16 protein-coding genes and 3 pseudogenes are annotated in these 19,772 nt (G+C 70.3%); 6 read left to right on the top strand and 13 right to left on the bottom strand.

Annotated elements, in window-relative coordinates:
- The 5 genes and pseudogenes from ACKVMH_RS05430 to ACKVMH_RS05410 form a co-directional block, all read right to left on the bottom strand.
- Positions 1–403, bottom strand: a pseudogene (locus ACKVMH_RS05430) (hypothetical protein); the annotation flags it as partial.
- Between the two features lie 132 nt (positions 404–535).
- On the bottom strand, positions 536–1,591 hold the full coding sequence (gene rlmM, locus ACKVMH_RS05425) for a 23S rRNA (cytidine(2498)-2'-O)-methyltransferase RlmM (protein ID WP_412699532.1): 1,056 nt from the start codon (positions 1,589–1,591) through the stop codon (positions 536–538).
- 66 nt (positions 1,592–1,657) lie between these two features.
- Complete coding sequence (locus tag ACKVMH_RS05420) at positions 1,658–2,233, bottom strand: nucleoside deaminase (protein ID WP_412699531.1); 576 nt, start codon at positions 2,231–2,233, stop codon at positions 1,658–1,660.
- 29 nt (positions 2,234–2,262) lie between these two features.
- Positions 2,263–2,511 (bottom strand): annotated as a pseudogene (locus tag ACKVMH_RS05415) (hypothetical protein); the annotation flags it as partial.
- Positions 2,512–2,737: 226 nt separating this feature from the next.
- On the bottom strand, positions 2,738–4,501 hold the full coding sequence (locus ACKVMH_RS05410; protein WP_412699530.1) for a glutamine--tRNA ligase/YqeY domain fusion protein: 1,764 nt from the start codon (positions 4,499–4,501) through the stop codon (positions 2,738–2,740).
- Between the two features lie 94 nt (positions 4,502–4,595).
- Here ACKVMH_RS05410 and ACKVMH_RS05405 point away from each other — a divergent pair, with 94 nt between their 5' ends.
- Positions 4,596–4,862, top strand: a complete 267-nt coding sequence (locus tag ACKVMH_RS05405) for a putative signal transducing protein (protein WP_412699529.1) — start codon at positions 4,596–4,598, stop codon at positions 4,860–4,862.
- A 24-nt stretch (positions 4,863–4,886) separates the two neighbouring features.
- Here the strand turns inward: ACKVMH_RS05405 and oxyR are convergent, their stop codons facing one another.
- The 3 genes from oxyR to ahpC all read right to left on the bottom strand — a co-directional run bounded on the left by oxyR (position 4,887) and on the right by ahpC (position 8,156).
- Positions 4,887–5,801, bottom strand: coding sequence for a DNA-binding transcriptional regulator OxyR (gene oxyR / locus ACKVMH_RS05400; RefSeq protein WP_412699528.1), 915 nt, complete (start codon positions 5,799–5,801; stop codon positions 4,887–4,889).
- A 49-nt stretch (positions 5,802–5,850) separates the two neighbouring features.
- On the bottom strand, positions 5,851–7,428 hold the full coding sequence (ahpF, locus tag ACKVMH_RS05395; protein WP_412699527.1) for an alkyl hydroperoxide reductase subunit F: 1,578 nt from the start codon (positions 7,426–7,428) through the stop codon (positions 5,851–5,853).
- A 164-nt stretch (positions 7,429–7,592) separates the two neighbouring features.
- A complete protein-coding gene (gene ahpC / locus ACKVMH_RS05390) occupies positions 7,593–8,156 on the bottom strand; it encodes an alkyl hydroperoxide reductase subunit C (RefSeq protein ID WP_215218641.1) in 564 nt (187 codons plus the stop codon).
- 260 nt (positions 8,157–8,416) lie between these two features.
- On the opposite strand from ahpC, the gene ACKVMH_RS05385 reads away from it, so the two are divergent.
- The 3 genes from ACKVMH_RS05385 (at position 8,417) to pip (ending at position 13,055) form a co-directional block, all read left to right on the top strand.
- Positions 8,417–11,119 (top strand): M1 family metallopeptidase, encoded by a 2,703-nt coding sequence (locus ACKVMH_RS05385; RefSeq protein ID WP_412699526.1) that lies wholly within the window; start codon positions 8,417–8,419, stop codon positions 11,117–11,119.
- A gap of 112 nt (positions 11,120–11,231) precedes the next feature.
- A complete protein-coding gene (prmC, locus tag ACKVMH_RS05380; protein WP_412699525.1) occupies positions 11,232–12,083 on the top strand; it encodes a peptide chain release factor N(5)-glutamine methyltransferase in 852 nt (283 codons plus the stop codon).
- Positions 12,084–12,113: 30 nt separating this feature from the next.
- Entirely contained in the window at positions 12,114–13,055 is a 942-nt protein-coding gene (pip, locus tag ACKVMH_RS05375) for a prolyl aminopeptidase (protein ID WP_215218638.1), read from the top strand.
- An 84-nt stretch (positions 13,056–13,139) separates the two neighbouring features.
- Here the strand turns inward: pip and ACKVMH_RS05370 are convergent, their stop codons facing one another.
- From ACKVMH_RS05370 to ACKVMH_RS05360, 3 genes are read right to left on the bottom strand one after another with little or no spacing between them, the layout of a single operon-like run.
- Positions 13,140–13,691, bottom strand: a complete 552-nt coding sequence (locus ACKVMH_RS05370) for an NUDIX hydrolase (RefSeq protein WP_412699524.1) — start codon at positions 13,689–13,691, stop codon at positions 13,140–13,142.
- Positions 13,692–13,736: 45 nt separating this feature from the next.
- Positions 13,737–14,684, bottom strand: a complete 948-nt coding sequence (locus tag ACKVMH_RS05365) for a 5'-3' exonuclease (protein ID WP_412699523.1) — start codon at positions 14,682–14,684, stop codon at positions 13,737–13,739.
- The gene (locus ACKVMH_RS05360; protein ID WP_412699549.1) at positions 14,672–15,259 is read right to left on the bottom strand and encodes a nitroreductase family protein; all 588 of its coding nucleotides are present in this window, start codon (positions 15,257–15,259) and stop codon (positions 14,672–14,674) included. Before ACKVMH_RS05360 ends, ACKVMH_RS05365 begins: the two co-directional genes overlap by 13 nt.
- A 201-nt stretch (positions 15,260–15,460) precedes the next feature.
- On the opposite strand from ACKVMH_RS05360, the gene ACKVMH_RS05355 reads away from it, so the two are divergent.
- Complete coding sequence (locus ACKVMH_RS05355) at positions 15,461–17,827, top strand: DUF1631 family protein (RefSeq protein WP_412699522.1); 2,367 nt, start codon at positions 15,461–15,463, stop codon at positions 17,825–17,827.
- A 66-nt stretch (positions 17,828–17,893) separates the two neighbouring features.
- Positions 17,894–19,045, top strand: a complete 1,152-nt coding sequence (locus ACKVMH_RS05350) for an NAD(P) transhydrogenase subunit alpha (RefSeq protein WP_412699521.1) — start codon at positions 17,894–17,896, stop codon at positions 19,043–19,045.
- 8 nt (positions 19,046–19,053) lie between these two features.
- Here the strand turns inward: ACKVMH_RS05350 and ACKVMH_RS05345 are convergent, their stop codons facing one another.
- Together ACKVMH_RS05345 and ACKVMH_RS05340 are read right to left on the bottom strand one after the other, a co-directional pair.
- Positions 19,054–19,494 carry a DUF3106 domain-containing protein gene (locus tag ACKVMH_RS05345; protein WP_412699520.1) on the bottom strand — a complete coding sequence of 147 codons (441 nt, stop codon included), beginning with the start codon at positions 19,492–19,494 and terminating at the stop codon, positions 19,054–19,056.
- Positions 19,491–19,772: pseudogene (locus ACKVMH_RS05340) on the bottom strand (hypothetical protein); the annotation flags it as partial. The pseudogene ACKVMH_RS05340 and the gene ACKVMH_RS05345, both read right to left, overlap by 4 nt.

Here is a 19,772-nt window from a genome sequence, read left to right as displayed (position 1 = left end):
CCGCGGCCTCACGGGCGCCGGCGGCCGCCGCGCGCTGCTGCGCACCCAGGTCGGCGGCATTCTTCTGCGCCTGCGCGTCCTCGGCGGCGCGCGACGCATCGATGGCGGCAGCCTGGGCGTCGATCGAGGCCTGGTCGGCTATCTCGGCAGTCGCTTCGGCGGCGAGTTCCCCGCGCAGGCTGGCGGCGGGCGTGTCACTGATGGATTCGGCGACGATCGCCGCCTCCTGGGCCGCCTCGGCCTTCAGCCTGGCCTGCTTGGCCGCTTCCAGCGCGACCTCCGCCTCCGCGGTCGCCTCGGCCTTGGCCTCGGCATCACTCATCGTGTCCTGCGCCATCACAGCGCCGCTGGTGCCCAGCGCGGCAAGCAGCGCGAGCGTCAGTACATGGGTCCGGTTGTTCATGGAGCAGCCCTCACGGGTGGGAAGAGGGGCGATCCTGTGGTCTGCGGGGTCAACCCGCCGTGTAAGTGGCCAATGCGCGCTGAACCCCGGCCTGCGGGCACCTGAACGGCGCTGCCGGGTTCGGCGCGGGCGTCAGCGCGGCCTGGCGAACACCGTGATCTCCTCACGGTCGTGGTAGAGCTGCCGGGCGCGCACCACCAGCGGCCGGTGGGCCTGGTGCTCGAACGCTTCCAGGCAGATGCGTGTCTCTTCCCAGCGCTTCTTCATCGGAAGCTTGAGGTTGAAGATCGCGTGCCGGCACCAGTCCTCGCGGAACCAGGTGGCCATCCGGTCGGCGACGCGGCGCGGCTGCTCCACCATGTCGCAGACCATCCAGTCCAGGCGGCGGCGCGGCTGCCACTGGAAGCCGTCCTCGCGCAGGTGGTCGACCCGGCCGCTGTCGAGCAGGGCCTGCCGCAGTGGTCCGTTGTCGACCGCGGTGACCTTCATGCCGTGGCGCATCAGCACCCAGGTCCAGCCACCGGGAGCGGCGCCGAGGTCGGCGGCCTGCATGTTGTCGCGGACCAGGCGCTCGCGCTCGTCATCGTCGAGCAGGGTCAGCAGGGCTTCCTCGAGCTTCAGCGCCGAACGGCTGGGCGCATCGGGGTGCATGCGCAGCCGCGGGATGCCCAGCGGCCAAGGCGAGCTGTCGTCCGGATCGCTGGTGGCCAGCACGATGTGGTGGCCGCTCAGGAAAATCACGTGCAGGCGCGGCCGGCGGGGATCGTCCTGGGCGGTCAGCCGGCCCGCCTTGCGCAGCGCCGGTCGCAGCGCGTTGCCGAAGCTGCGCGCGAGCCCGGCCAGCGGCTTGCCGGTGTCGGAATCGGGGTGCTCGAGCCAGAGGTCGCCGAACGGCGCGGTCGGGCCGAGTGCTTCCAGCGCGTCCAGCAGCGGGGTGATGCGGTCGGTCGGGTCCAGCCCCCGCAGGTCGGCCAGGCGCACCAGCTTCTGCCGGGCGAACACGAGTCGCTCGAACGGCAAGGCTCGCGAGAGTGCAGCGCCATCCTCGCCGATGAACTCGACGAAGCCGGCGCCACGCTCGGCACGCGCGTAGCCGGGCTGGCCGGCGAGGGCCGCGCGTTCGGTGAGTTCGGCAGCGAGTTCGGGTTCGAAGCCGGCGCGGCACCAGCAGAACAGGGCGTCGGTCATGCCGCCAGTGTGCAGCAGCGGCCGGGGAGGCGATAGTCGCGTCGCTGGCGAGCAGGCCCCGCCACCTCAGTAATTCACGCCGCCGAGTTCGCCGTAGGCACGCAGGACGTCGCGTGCCTGGTCGCGGAGCAGGTCGCGCACGACCTCGATCCCGCGGCGCTCCAGCTCGCCGACCCAGTCCGCCGGCAGCGGGCCTTCGTCGAACTCGGTCAGTGCCTCGGTGTCCTCGCTGCGCGCGCCGATCAGCAGCCGGTCGATGCCGGCCCAGAAGCTGGCGCCGTAGCACTGGCAGCATGGCTGGGCCGAGGTGGCCAGGGTGATGGGGCCTGCGGGCACGCCCGGTTCCAGCTCGTTGAGGCGTGCACGCTGGGTGCGCTGCTGAGCCAGCATGAAGGCCATCGTCTCGGCATGGGCCAGCGAGCAGTTGTGCGGCACCACGCGGTTGACCCCGACCGCGATGATGCGGTCGTCGCGACCGAACACCGCGGCGCCGAACGGTCCGCCGGTGCGTGCCTCGATGTTGCGTCGCGACAGGTCGATCGCCAGCGCCACCTTGTCGGCGTCACCGGTATAGGCAAGCGTGGTGTCGACGGCCTCATGCACCCAGGGCGGAAGCGTCAGGTGGATCTGCGCGTACAGCATCAGTCGAGCAGGGCCCGGCTGTCGCCCTGGCACTGGCCCTGCACGCACTGACAGCTGCTGATCGCCGGAAAGCCGCAGACCGACGCCATGCCGCTCTTCGCGCATGCGGCCTGCACCCCCTCGGGGTCGGTGGGGCTGTTGACGTTCACGCACGCGGGGTAATGGCCGCAGCAGTTGCCGACGTTCTTGACGGTGCAGTCGGCGTCGGTGCTGCAGCTGCGGTCGACCTGCACGGTTCCGCCCGGCTGGCCGACGCCGGCCGCGGGCCGCTCGATCACGCGTGGGGGCAACGGGGTCGAGCGAGGCGGTGGGGCGACCGCATCGGCCGCGTCGCCAGACGTGGGTTGCGTCGCCTCGGGTGCGTTGGCTGGCGAGTTGCCGGCGCTGGTGGTGGGTGCCGCACAGGCAGTCAGCACCAGCGCGCACGCGCCGAAGACGAACGCCAGCAGGCGGTTGCGGAGGGGGGAACAGTCGGTCATCGCCAAACTCCTGTGCGGATCCGGGTCAGATCTTGCCGGCCCAGGTGTCACGCAGCGTGACGCTGCGGTTGAACACCGGGGCGTCGGTCGCGTGGTCACGGCGGTCGGCGACGAAATAACCGAGCCGCTCGAACTGGAACGATTGCTCGGGCGCCGCAGCGGCGGCGGACGGCTCGACATAGCCGCGAGCGGTCCGGCGCGACTCGGGGTTCAGATGGTCCTGGTAGGTCTTGCCGTCACTGTCGTCGTCGGGGTCGGCGACCGAGAACAGGCGGTCGTACAGGCGGATCTCGGCCGGGACGGCGTGGCGCGCGCTGACCCAGTGGATGGTGCCCTTGATCTTGCGGTTGGCGCCTTCCATGCCGGGGCGCGATTCGGGATCGAGCGTGCCGTGCAGTTCGACCACGTTGCCCGCCTCGTCCTTGACCACTTCATCGCAGCGCACGATCCCGGCGCCGCGAAGCCGCACTTCGCCACCGGGGATGAGCCGCTTGAAACCCTTCGGGGGCACTTCGGCGAAGTCATCGCGTTCGATCCACAGTTCATTGGAGAACGGCACCTCGCGGCTGCCGAACGCCTCGTCCTTGGGGTGGTTGGCGAAGCCCAGCGTCTCGACGTGGTCATCGGGCAGGTTGGTCAGCACCAGCTTCAGCGGCTCGACCACGGCCATCCGGCGCGGCGCGGCGACGTCCAGGTCCTCGCGCAGGCAGCCTTCCAGCACCGAGAAGTCGATCAGGGAGTTCTGCTTGCTGACGCCGAGCCGCTCGGCGAACAACCGCAGCGACGCCGGCGTGTAGCCGCGGCGGCGGATGCCCTGCAGGGTCGGCATGCGCGGGTCGTCCCAGCCATCGACCAGCCCGGCCTGCACCAGCGCCATCAGCTTGCGCTTGCTCATCACCGTGTAGTTGAGGTTGGCCCGCGAGAACTCGATCTGGCGCGGCTTGCTGGCCTCGAACGGCAGCCCGTTGGCGGTCAGCGGCTCCAGCAACTCGGGCGAGTGGGCCAGGTCGACCTTGTCGACGCACCAGTCATACAGCGGCCGGTGGTCCTCGAACTCCAGCGTGCACAGCGAGTGGGTGATGCCCTCGATGGCGTCGCTGAGCGAGTGTGCGTAGTCATACATCGGGTAGATCGGCCACGCGTCGCCGGTGTTCTGGTGCGGCACCTTCTTGATCCGGTAGATCGCCGGGTCGCGCAGGTTGATGTTGCCGCTGGCCATGTCGATCTTCGCGCGCAGGGTGCGGCTGCCGTCGGCGAACTCGCCGGCGCGCATGCGGCGGAACAGGTCGAGGTTCTTCTCCACGCCGCGGTTGCGGAACGGCGACTCGCGGCCGGGCTCGGTCAGGCTGCCGCGGTATTCGCGCACCTGCTCGGCGGTGAGGTCGCAAACGAACGCGTCACCCTGCTGGATCAGTTTCTCGGCGCCGCGGTAGAACACCTCAAAATAATCCGAGGCGTGGCGCAGCTCGTGCCACTCGAAGCCGAGCCAGCGGACGTCGTCCTGGATCGCGGCGACGTACTCGGGGTCTTCCTTCACCGGGTTGGTGTCGTCCAGGCGCAGGTTGCAGACGCCGCCGAACTCCGCCGCGATGCCGAAGTCCAGGCAGATCGCCTTGGCGTGGCCGATGTGCAGGTAGCCGTTGGGCTCCGGCGGGAAGCGGGTCTTGACCGCCGTGTGCTTGCCGCTGGCGAGGTCGTCGCGGACGATCTGCCGGATGAAGTCCTGGCGGACGGGCGCAGCGCCCGGCGTGGCGGTTTCATCGGCGGCGGGAGGGCGGTTGGAGGACATGCGTCGGCAACAGGCGTGGGGAAGCGGCCAGTTTAGCCGCCCTGCCGATCACGCGGGCGGGCGTATCCTCGCGGTTGACCCGCCGGAGAACGCCATGAAGGTCGTGTACGACGCCGCCAACATCATCGATGCGCACCTGATCCGCCACGCGCTGGAAGCGGCGGAGATCCCGGTGTTCCTCAAAGGAGAGGCGCTGGTTGGCGGAATGGGCGAGTTGCCGCTGTTCGGCGTGGTCCAGGTCTGCGTGCCCGCGTCGGCGTGGCCGGCGGCACGCGAGGTGGTCGAGTCGGTCGGGCTGGGCGCCGCGGCGGCCGATCCCCAAGCGGAAGGGGGCTGGGCCGACGGGGTGCTTCCGGCCTGATCGCACCGCTGTCCGTAGCGTGCCTCAGCCGGCGGCGGGCGGTTCCAGCAACCCCGGCGACAACCCGCGGAACTCCTCGGCCAACTGCCGGAGGAAGCCGTCCATCGCCGAGCTCCTGCGCCACACCATCGCGATCCGCCGGTGCGGCGCGCTGCCCTGGAACGGCACCAGTGCGATGTCCGGCGAGGGCGGCACCGGCGGCTGCACCGCCAGCACCGGCAACAACGTGATGCCGACCCCGGCGGCCACCATCTGCCGCAGGGTTTCCAGGCTGGTGGCGCGGAACCCGTCGCGCTCGTCCGCGCCGGCCATCCGGCACACCTCCAGCGCCTGGTCGCGCAGGCAGTGGCCCTCCTCGAGCAACAGCAGGTGGCGGTCGTCGAGTGCGTCCAGCGCAAGGTCGCGCTGCCCCGCCAAGGGGTGGTCGGCCGGTACCGCCAGCACGAAGGGTTCGTCGAACAGGGGTTCGAGGTGGAGCTGCTCGTCGTGCAGCGGCAATGCAAGGATGCCGGCATCCAGGCGACCATCGCGCAGCCGCTCCAGGATCTGGTCGGTCTTCTCCTCGACCAGCAGCAGTTCCAGCCGCGGGAAGCGCTTGCGCACGCCGGGCAGTACATGCGGCAACAGGTAGGGCGCCAGGGTCGGGAACAGGCCGAGCTTGACCGTGCCGGCCTCCGGGTCCTGGCTGCGCCGGGCGATCTCGCCCATCTGCTCGACCTCGGCGATCACCCGGCGCGCGCGCTGGGCGATGTCCAATCCGACCGGCGTGAGCATCACCCGTCGCGGCGCCCGCTCGACCAGTGCGACGCCGAGCTCGTCCTCGAGCTTGCGGATCTGGGTCGACAGGGTCGGTTGGCTGACGAAGCACGCCGCCGCCGCGCGGCCGAAGTGCCGGTGGTCGGCCAGGGCAACCAGGTATTTGAGGTCGCGCAGGTTCATGGCGTGGTCGGCCGGGCCGCGACCCGCACGGACGGGTCGCGGCGAAGGCTCAGGCGGCCTGCTGCTGCTCGGGCGCGGAGGTGCGGATCAGGTGGTCGAACGCGCTCAGCGCGGCGGTGGACCCAGCGCCCATCGCGATCACGATCTGCTTGTACGGCACCGTGGTCGCGTCGCCGGCGGCGAACACGCCCGGGACCGAGGTCGCACCGCGCTCGTCGATCACGATCTCGCCGCGCGGGCTCAGCTCCACCGTGCCCTTCAACCACTCGGTGTTGGGCAGCAGGCCGATCTGGACGAAGATGCCGGCGAGTTCGACCGTCTGCGACTCGCCGGAGCTGCGGTCCCTGTAGACCAGTCCGGTGACCCGCTGGCCGTCGCCGAGCACCTCGGTGGTCTGCGCGTTGAGCAGGATGTCGACGTTGCCTAGGCTGCGGAGCTTGCGCTGCAGCACCTCGTCGGCACGCATGCGGGTGTCGAACTCGATCAGGGTGACGTGCTCGACGATGCCGGCCAGGTCGATGGCCGCCTCCACGCCGGAGTTGCCGCCGCCGATCACCGCCACGCGCTTGCCCTTGAACAGCGGGCCGTCGCAGTGCGGGCAGTAGGCCACGCCCTTGTTGCGGTATTGCTCCTCGCCGGGCACGCCCATCTGGCGCCAGCGTGCACCGGTCGACAGGATCACGCTGCGCGACCGGAGCGAGGCGCCGTTCTCGAGCTGCACCTCGATCAGACCGCCGGGCTCGCTGGCCGGAACCAGCGCGGTTGCGCGCTGCAGGTTCATCACGTCGACGTCGTACTCGCGGACATGCTGCTCCAGCGCCACGCCGAGCTTGGGACCCTCGGTGTACTGCACCGAGATGAAGTTCTCGATCGCGAGCGTGTCGAGCACCTGGCCGCCGAAGCGCTCGGCCGCGACGCCGGTGCGGATGCCCTTGCGCGCGGCGTAGATCGCCGCCGCCGCGCCGGCCGGACCGCCGCCGACCACCAGCACGTCGAACGCGTCCTTGGCCCTGATCTTCCCGGCCTCGCGCTCGGCGGCGCCGGTGTCGAGCCGGGCGACGATCTGCTCGATGGTCATCCGGCCCTGGTCGAACGGCTTGCCGTTGAGGAACACGGTCGGCACCGACATCACTTCGCGCGCCTCGACCTCGTCCTGGTACAGCGCGCCGTCGATGGCGACGTGGTGGATGTTGGAATTCAGCACGCTCATCAGGTTCAGCGCCTGCACCGTGTCCGGGCAGCTCTGGCAGGACAGCGACATGAACGTCTCGAAACGGAACTCGCCTTCGAGGTCGCGGACCTGGTTCGCCAGTTCCTCCTCGATCTTGGGCGGGTGGCCGCCGACCTGCAGCAGCGCCAGCACCAGCGAGGTGAACTCGTGGCCCATCGGAATCGCGGCGAAGCGCACGCCGACGTCGGTGCCGGCGCGGTTGATCGCGAACGACGGCTTGCGCGCGTCATCGCCGTCGCGCCGGGTGATCCTGTCCGACAGCGAGGCGATGTCCGACAGCAGCGCGTCGAGTTCGCGCGACTTGTCGCTGTCGTCGAGGGAGGCGACCAGCTCGATCGGCTGGGTCAGTTTTTCCAGGTAGGCCGACAACTGGGCCTTGAGATTGGCGTCGAGCATGGCGATGGCTCCAGTGCGTGGATTCGGGGAGGGTGTGACGTTTGCAGGAGCGGCCTGGGCCGGGGGAGGGAGCCGGGAGGGAGAAACCGGCGACAGCGCAGGCCGCTTTTGCAAACACCAGGCGGCGGGGAGCGCCCCGGCGGGAGGCCGGGGCGCGCCGGGGGTCAGATCTTGCCGACCAGGTCGAGCGACGGCTTCAGGGTCTCGGCGCCTTCCTGCCACTTGGCCGGGCACACCTCGCCCGGGTGGCTGGCGACGTACTGGGCAGCCTTGACCTTGCGCAGCAGCTCACTGGCGTCGCGGCCGATGCCGTTGTCGTGGATCTCGCACAACTTGATCTGGCCTTCCGGGTTGATCACGAAGGTGCCACGCAGGGCCAGGCCCTCTTCCTCGATCATCACGTCGAAGTTGCGGGTGATCGTGCCGGTCGGGTCGGCCAGCATGGTGTAGTTGACCTTCTTGATCGCCTCGGAGGTGTCGTGCCAGGCCTTGTGCGAGAAGTGGGTGTCGGTCGACACGCTGTAGATCTCGACACCGAGCTTCTTGAACTCCTCGTACTTGTCGGCCAGGTCCTCGAGCTCGGTCGGGCAGACGAAGGTGAAGTCGGCCGGGTAGAACACGACCACGGACCACTTGCCCTTCAGGTCGGCTTCGGTCACTTCGATGAACTTGCCCTGCTTGAAGGCCTGGGCCTTGAACGGCTTGATTTCGGTATTGATCAGGGACATGCGTCGGTTCCTTCTCTATGGGTGGTTGGGAGGGGTGGGTGAGTCGATGGGGGCCATGTTAGGTCCGCCTATCGCTTTCGTAAAATCGATTGATGGAATTGTATTGATAGGTTTCATCTATCGGTACCGCGCCCGGCGACCCGTAAAGCATGGGTCGCCGGGCGTTAGGCACGTGCGAGCAGGCCGCCCATGACGATCGTCATGCGTGCGCGACCGCCCCGGCCCGTTAAGGTCGGCCAGTCATCCAGCCGGGGAACGCCATGCTTCGCATCCGCCATATCGCCTGCGCCGTCGCGCTGGCGCTGACCGCTCCTTCCGTAGCAATGGCCCAGGCCGACGTCGCGACGGACACGACCGACGCCGCGGTACCGACGGGCCAGTTGCCCCGCACGGTGGTGCCCGGGCTGGTCGAACTGGAGCTCAGGCTCGACCCGGGCCAGGAGCGCTTCTCCGGCCGCACCGTGATCCATGCGGATGTCGCCCGACCGACCGACGTCGTCTGGATGCATGGGCGGGACCTCGACATCCGCAGCGCCGAGGCGGTGCTCCCGGACGGCCGCCGCATCGCGCTGGAGGACGAGCAGGTGCACGTCTCGGGCGTGCTGAAGTTGGCGGCTGCCGGGACCATCCCGGCCGGCGACGTCGACATCGAGATCGCTTTCGAGGCGCCCTACGGCAACCTGATGGGCGCCTACCGGGTCAAGCCGGACGGCGAGGACTACGTGGTCACCCAGATGGAACCGCTGGGCGCGCGCAGCACTTTTCCCGGCTTCGACGAGCCGAGCTTCAAGCAGCCCTGGGACGTGACCCTGATCGTCCCGGCCGACGACGTCGCCCTGTCCAACGGCCCGGAGGTCAGCACCGAAACCCTCGCGGACGGCTGGAAGAAGGTCACCTTCAAGCGGACCGAAGCGCTGCCGAGCTACCTGCTGGCGTTCGTGGTCGGCCCGTGGGACGTACCGGTGGGGCAGGACATCGCGCCGCACGGCCCGCGCACCACGCCAGTGCCGCTGCGCGGGGTCGCGGCCAAGGGGCAGGGCGCCCGCATGCGTTACTCGCTGGAGAACACCCCACCGATGATCCATGCGATGGAGGACTACTTCGGCACGCCGTACCCGTTCGCCAAGCTCGACAACGTCGCCGCGCCGGACTTCGGCGCCGGCGCGATGGAGAACGCCGGGCTGATCATCTACCGCGACACCCTGATGCTGATCGACGAGGACGCATCGGTCGGCCAGCGGCAGAGCTTCTGGGGCGTGAGCGCGCACGAACTCGCCCACCAGTGGTTCGGCAACCTGGTCACGATGGAGTGGTGGGACGACCTGTGGCTCAACGAGGCGTTCGCGACCTGGATGGGCAACAAGATCACCGGCCAGCTGCAGCCCGACTTCCACACCGACCGCAACATCCTCGAGGGCGGTCTGCGCGCGATGGGTGCCGACAGCCTTGCCAGCACCCGCCGCATCCACCAGCCGATCAGCAACTTCACCGAGATCTCGTCGGCTTTCGACGGCATCACCTATCAGAAGGGTGGCGCGGTGCTGTCGATGTTCGAGAACTACGTCGGCGAAGAGGCGTTCCGCGATGGCGTGCGTGCGTACCTGGCGGCCAACGCCCGTGGCAACGCGACCAGTACCGACCTGATCGATGCCATCGCCGCGCAGAGCGATGAACCCGAAGGCGTCAAGCGCGCCTTCCTGAGCTTCATCGACCAGCCTGGCGTGCCGATGGTCAAGGTCGATGTCGACTGCGCCGATGGCAAGGCGCCGGCGCTGGTGCTGCAGCAGCAGCGCTACCTGCCGCTGGGTTCGACCGCCAGCGCCGGGCAGGCCTGGGGCATCCCGATGTGCGTGCGCTACGCCGCCGACGGCACCGTGCACGAGCAGTGCGGCCTGGTCGAGGGCGCGCAGGCGCGGTTCGAGCTGGAGCAGGCGCAGTCCTGCCCCGCGTGGGTGATGCCGAACGCGCACGGCGACGGCTACTACCGGTTCGCACTGGCGCCGAAGTGGCAGCAGGCGCTGTCGGGCGCATTCGCCGACCTCGACGAGCGCGAACAGCGCGTCTACGCCGACTCGGCCGCCGCGGCATATGGCGCCGGCGAGCTGACCGTCGCGCAGATGATCGCCGCACTGCCGCAGTTCGCGACCGCCCGGTCGCGCCAGACGGCCACCGCCGGCATGGGCAACGTCGGCTGGATCGAGGACCACCTGCTGACCGACGAGGCGTCGCGTGCGGCGCTGCGCGCCCGCTTCGCCGACATCTACCGGCCGCGGTTGCAGTCGCTGGGCATGGTGTCGAAGGACGGTGAGAGCGACGACGATCGCCTGCTGCGCAGCACCCTGATCGGCTACTTCGCCGAAACGCTCGAGGACCCGGCGGTGCGTTCCGACTTCGTCCAGCGTGGCAACGCGGTGCTCGGCCTGGGCGGCGACGGCAAGCTGGATCCGGACGCGGTCGTGCAGGACCTGCGCGACACCGCGGTGTCGGTGGCGGTGCAGGATGGCGGCCCGGCCGCGTTCGACCTTGCCGAGAAGCACCTGCGCGCCAGCCAGGACGCGGTGATCCGGCGCGAGCTGCTGTCGGCCATGGGCAGCGTGACCGACCCGGCGCTGGCCCGGCGCGCGCGTGCGTTCGTGCTCGAGCCGGGCCTGCTGCGGCTCAACGAGATCTACTACGTGATCTTCAGCCAGGCCGGTGAACCGGAAAACCGCGCCGCGCTGCGTGAGTGGCTGGAGGCCAACTACGACGCACTGCAGGCGAAGATGGCCCCGGGCGGTTCGGCCATCGCCAGTGCCTACGCAGCCGGAATGTGCAGCACCGCGGAAGCCGACGCATTGCAGCAGCGCTTCGCCAAGCGCATGGAGACCATCGAGGGTGGACCGCTGGACCTGCGGCAGACGGTCGAAGGCATCGGCCTGTGCGCCGCCGCCAGGTCCGCGCGCATGGGGCAGCCGATCGAGTAGGCCCGACGACCCGGGACGGAGGCGGCCGCGTCGCCCCCGTCCCCTGGCCGCAAAGCGCTCGTCTCCCCGCGTAGGATGGCCGGCCCTGCATGCCGCCAACCCGACCCGTTCCATGCCGCGCATCGACGCCATTCTCCGCGACGCCCGCACCGGGCTTGAGCCCGGCGACGCCGAGGCACTGCTGTGCCACGTGCTGGGCCGGCCGCGCAGCTGGCTTTACGCGCACGGCGACGATGAGCTCGACGAGGCCGGTGCAACAGCGTTCGACGCATTGCTCGCTCGACGCCGCGATGGCATGCCGGTCGCCTACCTCACGGGCCGGCGGGGCTTCTGGCGCTTCGATCTCAATGTCGGCCCGGCGACGCTGATCCCGCGCCCGGAAACCGAACTGCTGGTCGAGCTCGCGCTCGAGCGGATGCCCAGCGACCGTCCGCTGCGCGTGGCCGACCTGGGCACTGGTACGGGCGCCATCGGGCTGGCACTCGCGTTCGAGCGGCCCGGGGCCGAGGTGATCGCCACCGATGCCAGCGACGCCGCGCTCGAAGTGGCCGCCGGCAACGCGGTGAGGCTGGGGGTCGGCAATGTCACCTTCCGCCACGGCGACTGGCTCGCGCCGCTCGCAGGCGAACGGTTCGACCTGATCGCCAGCAACCCGCCGTACATCGCCGAAGGTGACCCGCACCTGGCACGCGGCGACCTGCGCTTCGAGCCGCCCACCGCGCTCGCGTCGGGCGTCGATGGCCTCGACGCGATCCGGGTGATCGCCGCCGGCACCCCCGCGCACCTCGTGCCGGGCGGCTGGTTGCTGGTCGAACACGGCTACGACCAGGGGCAGCCCGTGCGCGCGCTGCTGGAGGCTGCCGGGTTCGAGGCGGTCGCCACTGCCACCGACCTCGAGCACCGCGACCGCGTCACCCTGGGGCGGCGTCCCGGCCCGGCTGCGACTCGCGCACCGCGCGGCTAGACTGGGCGGCCCACCGCACCGAGCCCTGGCATGCGCAGCCTGTATCCCGAGATCCAGCCCTACGACACCGGCACCCTTCCCGTCGACGAGCGCCACACGCTCTACTACGAGCAGTGCGGCAACCCGGAAGGCAAACCGGTGGTGTTGTTGCACGGTGGACCGGGTGGCGGCTGCAGCGACAAGATGCGTCGCTTCCACGACCCGGAGAAGTACAGGATCGTGCTGTTCGACCAGCGCGGCAGCGGCCGCTCCACCCCGCATGCGGACCTGGTCGACAACACCACGTGGCACCTGGTCGAGGACATCGAGACGCTGCGGGTCAAGCTGGGCATCGACCGCTGGCAGGTGTTCGGCGGCAGCTGGGGCTCCACCCTCGCGCTGGCCTATGCCGAGACCCACCCCAAGCGGGTCACCGAACTGGTCCTGCGCGGCATCTTCATGCTGCGCCGCTGGGAACTGGAATGGTTCTACCAGGAGGGTGCCAGCCGGCTGTTCCCGGAAGCCTGGGAGCACTACATCAAGGCAATCCCGGTGACCGAGCGGCATGACCTGATCAGCGCGTTCCACCGCCGCCTGACCAGCGACGACGACAAGACCCGCCTCGCCGCCGCCAAGGCCTGGAGCGTGTGGGAAGGCGCCACCAGCTTCCTGCATATCGACGAGGACTTCGCCAACAGCCACGAGGACCCGCAGTTCGCGCTGGCGTTCGCGCGCATCGAGAACCACTACTTCGTCAACAGCGGGTTCTTCGAGGTCGACGACCAGCTGTTGCGCGATGCCGGCAACCTCGCCGACATCCCGGGCGTGATCGTGCATGGCCGCTACGACGTGGTCTGCCCGGTGCAGAACGCGACCGACCTGCACAAGGCCTGGCCAAAATCGGAACTGGTGATCACCCCGGCATCGGGGCACTCGGCGTTCGAGGCCGAGACGGTCGACGCGCTGGTGCGCGCGACCGACGCGTTCGCCTGACGCGCGTCCGCATCGCGGCCCTCAACGGGCGTCGGCGCGACGCCCGCGTGGCGCACGGGATCCGGGTTGGCGAGCGCTACCGGCTCAGGCCGGCGTGCCGTCGGGGTTGTGGTCGATCATCCACAGCCCCGCCCACAGCTTGAGGTCCAGCTCGAAGCCTTCGGCCTGCTTGCGCATCAGCCAGGCCGGTGCCTGCGAGCGCGGCACCGTGTGCACGGTGATGTCTTCGTTGTCGACGCCGCCACCTTCACCCACGCGGGTCAGGTCGAGCGCCCGCACGAAGGCGATCCGCTCGCTGCTCATGCCCGACGAGGTCGGCCCCACCAGCAGCACGTCCACGCGCGCCGGTTGCCAGCCGGTCTCCTCGATGAGCTCGCGATGGGCCGCGGCCTCCAGGGTGTCGTTGGCGTGGTCGTCGCCGACCAGCCCGGCCGGCATCTCGATCGTGCGACGGCCCAGCGGCACCCGGAACTGCTCGACGAACAGGACCTCGTCGTCGGGCGTGACCGCGATGATGATCACCGCCATGCCGTTGCCGTGCGTGCGCTCGGCGTACTCCCAGCGGCCGCGCCGGACCATTCGCAGCCAGGGGCCTTCGTAGAGGATTTCGGGGGTGTCGTCGTCGTGCTCGCTCATGCCGGTGATCCTAACCGGCGACGGCGTCCACGACACCGCCGCCGCTCAGGCCGGGGCGAACGCGACGCCGGCGGCCTCGTGCAGGCGCCGGCGCGTCATCGGTCCGAAGCGGAGCGCGTCGCACAGCCGACCCAGCTGCCCGCCATCGGCCGCATTGCGGGCGAAATGGGCGTCCGCACCGTCGAGTGGCACGTCGCAGGCGATGGTCGCCAGTTGCCGGCACAACAGCGCCTGCGCGCGGTGTGCCCGCAGACGGGCCGCGCAGCTTGCGGCGCCACGCAGGCGCAGGAAGGGCACTTCCTCGACCCGCTCCAGCAAGGCATCCAGGCTGCCGAAGTGCGCCAGCAGCGCGGCCGCGGTCTTGGCGCCGATGCCGGGCACCCCGGGGATGTTGTCGACCGCATCGCCGGTCAGGCCGAGGTAGTCGGCCAGCTGGTGCGCCTGCACGCCATGGCGCGCCGGCACCCCGACCGCGCCCCAGCGCTGGCCCCGGGCGAAGTCCCACTGCTCGTCGTGCTCGCCGAGCAGTTGCGACAGGTCCTTGTCCGCCGACACGATCACCGACCGGAACCCGTGGCGGCGCGCGCGGTGGCAGGCGCTGCCGATCAGGTCGTCGGCCTCGTACTCGACATGGGCCAGCACGCTGAGCCCGAGTGCAATGCATAAAGCCTTGCACTGTCCGAACTGGCGCCTGAGTTCCTCCGGCGCGGGCTCGCGGTTGGCCTTGTAGGCCGGGTAGAGCGCATTGCGGAAACACGAGTCCAGCGCCTCGTCGAAGGCGATCGCGATGTGCTGTGGCCGGGTCCGGTCCAGCAGCTCCAGCAGGAACCGGGCGAAGCCGTGGACCGCATTGGTCGGCCAGCCGTCGCTGTCGCGGAAATCGTCGGGCATCGAGTGCCAGGCCCGGAACACGTAGAGGCTGGCATCGACCAGGTAAAGCGTGTTGACCGGCGCGTGCCCGGCGCGCACGTCACCGTCCATCACGGTCGCCATTGGACCAGCAGGTCGGCCGGGTCGGGGCGCTCGCGCTCGGGCACGTCGATCTTCGGCGTGCCCAGGTGGATGAAACCGATCACGTGCTCGTCGTCCTGCAGCCCCAGCATCCGGGCAACCTCGCGGTCGTAGGCGGCCCAGCCGGTCAGCCAGCAGCCGCGGAAGCCGACCGCCTGCGCCGCCTGAAGCAGCGCAAAGCAGGTGCACCCCGCGGTGAGCAGGCGCTCGCGCTCGGGGATCTTTGCGTCGGGGCCGAGCCGCGCGACCGCCACCACGATCACCGGCGCATGCAGCCAGCGGCTGCGGTCCTTGTCGAGCACCGCCGCGCTGACGTCGGGGTCGACCACGTGGTGGCGCTTCGCCAGAAGCTCGCCGAAGACCTTGCGGGCCTCGTCGCGCAGGGTGATGTAACGGAACGGCACGCGCTTGCCGTGGTCGGGCACCCGCACCGCGCTGCGCAGCAACCGCAGCAGCGTGGCGTCGTCCGGGCCGGGGGCCTGGAGTTGGATCGCCGGCACCGAAAGCCGGCCGTCGAGGGCCGCCAGCGGGTCCGATACTGAATCGGGCGGCGGAATGGAAAACGCCCGCGGGACGGGCGTATGGTGGTCATTGGGTGACATGGGTCACAGGTTCGTAACGACGCGGGGTCATTGACCCATATTGCCACTATGCTCCGACCCACGTCCTGACCGACCCGTCGCGTCACTTTCTGTCCGGGGAACGCTTCCGTGTCCATTCAACCGCTTGATTCGGCTCGTACTTCGCGTACCGACCCGATGCGCGTGCTCGAAGAGGTCAAACGCCTCGCGCTCGAGTTGCTGGGCGGATTGCCGGCCACGCTGTATCCGGACATCGAAGAAGCACTGAAGACCGCGGTCCATGACGACGATGGGCGCGACGCGCCGCAGTTGCTGTACCAGAACCAGGCCGCCCTCTGGGTGCTCCGCCAGCACCAGTCGGCCCATGTCATGCGCTACCGGCAGAACGTCGGGCAGGGCTTCGACGAGTTCCGCGCGCTGCGCATCCGCAACCGCGGCGAGCTGCCGCTGGGGCTGATCGACGAGAGCCAGATCGACTTCCACCTGGCCGGGCAGAACCTCGCCGAGTCGCTGGGCCACCGTTTCAAGGCGATGCTCGAGCAACTGCGCGGCCGCCTCCAGGTCGTCACGACCGTGCTCGGCCTTCCGCCGATCCCGAATCCGGTGGGTCCGACCCGGCTGGCCGATGCCTTCGTCGAGACCTTCACCGACGAGCAGATCCCCGCGGCGCTGCGCGCGCTGCTGTTCGGCCATTACGAGCGCGAGCTGGGCAAGGTGCTCGGCGAGTTCTACGCGCAGGTCAACGAACTGCTTGCCCGCAGCGGTTTCGGTGGCAGTGTCGAGCAGCCGCCGGCGGCGCCGGCCATGCGTCGGCCGATCCCGTCTCCGGCGCCCGCGGGACCGACTGACTCGCCCTATGCCGATACCTACGGGCACGGCGGGGGACCAGTTCCCGGACAGGCCGGCGTCGCCGGAGGCCAGTCCGCCGGATGGAATCCCGACGCTGCCGGCGCCACCGGTTACGGCATGGGTGGCCAGGGCGGCGCAGCAGGTACGGGAGCAGGCACCGGAACCGGTGGTGGTTACGGCGCCGAAATGGGACATGGCACCGCAGGCTCGGCGCCAGGCCAGCCGAGGCAGCCCGGCCACCCGGGTACTGGCGACCGGGCTGCACCCACCAGCGCCGAGCTCGGCGAACTGCGGCAGATGCTCCACGCCTGGCGCGATGGCCGCATGGCGCCCACGACGCCCGCCACCGGCGCACCCGTGCAGCAACCGGGTTCGCGCCGCGAACTGCGGGTGGACGAGGTCGTCAGCGTCGCCTCGCTGCTGCAGGGCGAGCCTTCCGACGTCTTTGCCCGGGCGCTGGCCGGTTCCGGCCGACTGGCGACCGCGATCCGCGACCAGCTCAACGACGGCTCCCGCCGGTTGGGCCTGGATCCCGAGCACATCCGTTTCAGTGGCGATGAGGAGGATGCGATCGACCTGGTCGCGTTGCTGTTCGACTCGCTGTTCCAGAGCCACCACCTGCAGGACCGTGCCCGCCGGCTGTATGCGCGTCTGGTGCTGCCGTTCGTCAAGGTGGCCCTGACCGACCAGAGCCTGTTCGTGCAGCCCGCGCATCCGGCGCGGCGCCTGCTGGATGCGATCACCGAGGCCTGCGCCGGCAACAAGGGCGAGACCCCGCAGGAACGCGAGCTGCTGGACCGCGCCGCGGCCGCGTCGCAGCGGGTGGTCGCCGAGTACAACGAGGACCTTGCGATCTTCGAGACCGCGCACGCCGAGCTGGACGCGTTGCTGCAGCAGCAGCGCCGTCGCATCGAGCTGCAGGCCGAGCGGGCCGCCAAGGCCACGTTCGGGCGCGAGCGGCTGTCGAACGCGCGCGAGCAGGCGGACAGCGTCCTCGCACGCCGGCTGGCCGCGCCGCCGCTGAGCCGCGGGGTTGCCGAATTCCTCACCGGTTCCTGGCGCCACCACCTGGTCCAGGTCCTGCTGCGCGAGGGTGGCGAGAGCGAGCGCTACCGCGAGGCCATCGCCCTGGGTGACGCGCTGGTGGATGCCGATCGGATTGCATCCGAAGGCCGCGGACGCGACCTGGCGACGCGCCTGCTGGCGCTGCAGCCGGCGATCATCGCCTGCCTGGGCAGCTCCGGCCTCGACCACAGCGCCGCCGAACATGGCCTGGCGGTCCTGGTGAAGGGGCTGATCTACCCGCACGCCCCACGCGACCTGCACGACGCGCCGCCGGCCACCCCGGATGATGACGACGCCGAGCGCGGACTGTGGGTCGCCGGTGGCACCGACACCCTGCGTTTCGACCCGGCGATGGCCGAGCGGATGCGCGCCCTCGAACCGGGCGAGTGGTTGCAGATGACCGACATCCATGGCGAGAGCGTGGACGCCAAGGTGGCGTGGGTCAGCCCGCTGACCGCGCGCCGCCTGCTGGTCAACCGCCGTGGCCTGCGGGTGCTGGTCGCCTCGGCCGAGGAGCTGGCCAGCCTGCATGCGGCCGGCCGCCTGCAACTGGGCTGCGAGCCGACCGCGTTCGAGCAGGCCATGCGCCAGGTGCGCCAGCAGCTGGACCGGGCGGTCGGGCAACACTGACGCCGGCGCATCGCGCCCACGCACCCCATTCGCTACGATGCCCCGACCTCGTCAGGGAGCGTGTGCATGGCCGCAGCATCCGACACACCGGTGACCATCGGCGTGCCCCGCGAGACCGCGCCGGGCGAACGTCGGGTCGCGCTGACACCTGAAACGGCGCGCAAGCTGGCGACCGCGGGCGCGCGCATCCGGATCGAACGCGGCGCCGGGCTGGCTGCCGGGTTCACCGACGAGGCCTACGCCGAGACGGGTGCCGAGCCGGTTGCCGATATTGCGCAGGCACTGGAAGCCGCCGACATCGTCCTGTGCGTGCAGCCGCCCGCGCCGGCGCAACTCTTACGCATGCGGCAAGGCGCGGTCCTGATCGGCCTGCTTGCACCCGAGGCCGAGCCGGAGCGCGCCGAGGCGATTCGCAGTCGTGGCCTGATTGCGTTCCCGCTCGAGCGGCTGCCGCGCACCACGCGCGCGCAGGCGATGGACGTGCTCAGTTCGCAGGCGGGCATGGCCGGCTACAAGGCGATGCTGGTCGCGGCCGGGCTGGCGCCACGGTTCTTCCCGATGCTGACCACCGCCGCCGGCACGATCCGGCCCTCGAAGGTGCTTGTGATCGGTGCCGGTGTCGCCGGCCTGCAGGCGATCGCCACCGCCCGGCGGCTGGGCGCGCAGGTCGAGGGTTTCGATGTGCGGCCCGAAACCCGCGAGCAGATCGAGTCGCTTGGCGCACGCTTCCTCGACCTGGGCGTAACTGCGGCGGGCGAGGGCGGCTATGCGCGCGCGCTGACCGACGAGGAGCGGGCCGAACAGCAGCGGCGGTTGGCCGAACACCTGAAAGGCGTCGACGTGGTGGTCACCACGGCAGCAGTGCCCGGACGGGCCGCGCCGCGGATCATCACCCGCGCGATGGTGGAAGGCATGAAGCCGGGCAGCGTCGTTGTCGACCTGGCGGCGGAAAGTGGCGGCAACTGCGAGGCGACCCGCCCGGGCGAGACCGTCGAAACCGGCGGCGTCACCGTCGCCGGGCCACTGGACCTCGCCAGCAGCGGCGCGGTGCACGCCAGCGAGATGTACGCCCGCAACCTGTTCAATTTCACCCGCCTGCTGCTCGTCGACGGCGCGCTCGCGTTCGACTGGGAGGACGAACTGCTGGCGAAGACCGTGTGGCCGGAACCGCCGGTGTCGCTCCGAGAAGCCGCCGCGGCGGCTTCACCCGTGACCTGACCGACGGGTTACTCGTCGCAGTCGTCGCGCGGCTTCGGTGCCGGGTTTGCCGCCACCCAGGCCTTGCGTTCGGCGGTGGTCATCGCGCGCCACTTCGCCTTCAGCGCACGGCGCCCGTCTTCGTCCAGCGTGCGCATTCGTGCATACAGCGCCCGCGCTTCGTCGCGTTGCGCGGGCGACATGTGTTTCCAGCGCCGGACACCCTGGTGCGCGCGCGCTCGCTGATCGGGACTGAGCTGCTGCCAGCGCTCCGCGCGCTCGAGCATGTGCGCGCGTTGCTCCGGCTCGGCGTTCCAGCGGGCGCGGATCGGTGCAATCAATTGCTCGCGCTGCGCCCCGGTCAACTGGTCCCAGGCCGGCAAGGCCTGGGGTGCGGCCGCCGCCGGCGCGACTGCGAACAGCATGGTGAGCGCGGCGAGGCGGAGGTGGCGATGGAAGGTCGTGTTCATGGTCGTCGGTCCGCAGGAGGCGGCAGGGTGTCGTCGTTGGCGGCCACCCACAGGTAGAGGCCGGGATCCTCGTCCAGCGCGGCCAGGATCTCGTCGACTTCGCTGTCGGCGCTGGCCTGGCGACTGGCTTGTTCAAGCGGATCGGCGGCGGCTGTCACCACTTGGTCGCCCGGTGGCGGCGTGCTTGCCGGTGGGCGGTGGAGGGTCATGGCCAGCATGGCGATCGCCACCGCGGCGGTGGCGGTGCCTCCCCCCAGCAACCAGCCGCGCCACGCCCG

It is taken from the genome of Lysobacter zhanggongensis (assembly GCF_046638635.1).
Classification (GTDB): Bacteria; Pseudomonadota; Gammaproteobacteria; order Xanthomonadales; family Xanthomonadaceae; genus Novilysobacter; species Novilysobacter luteus.
Note: the sequence above shows the minus strand (reverse complement) of the source record. Positions and strands in the feature narration are given on the sequence as shown.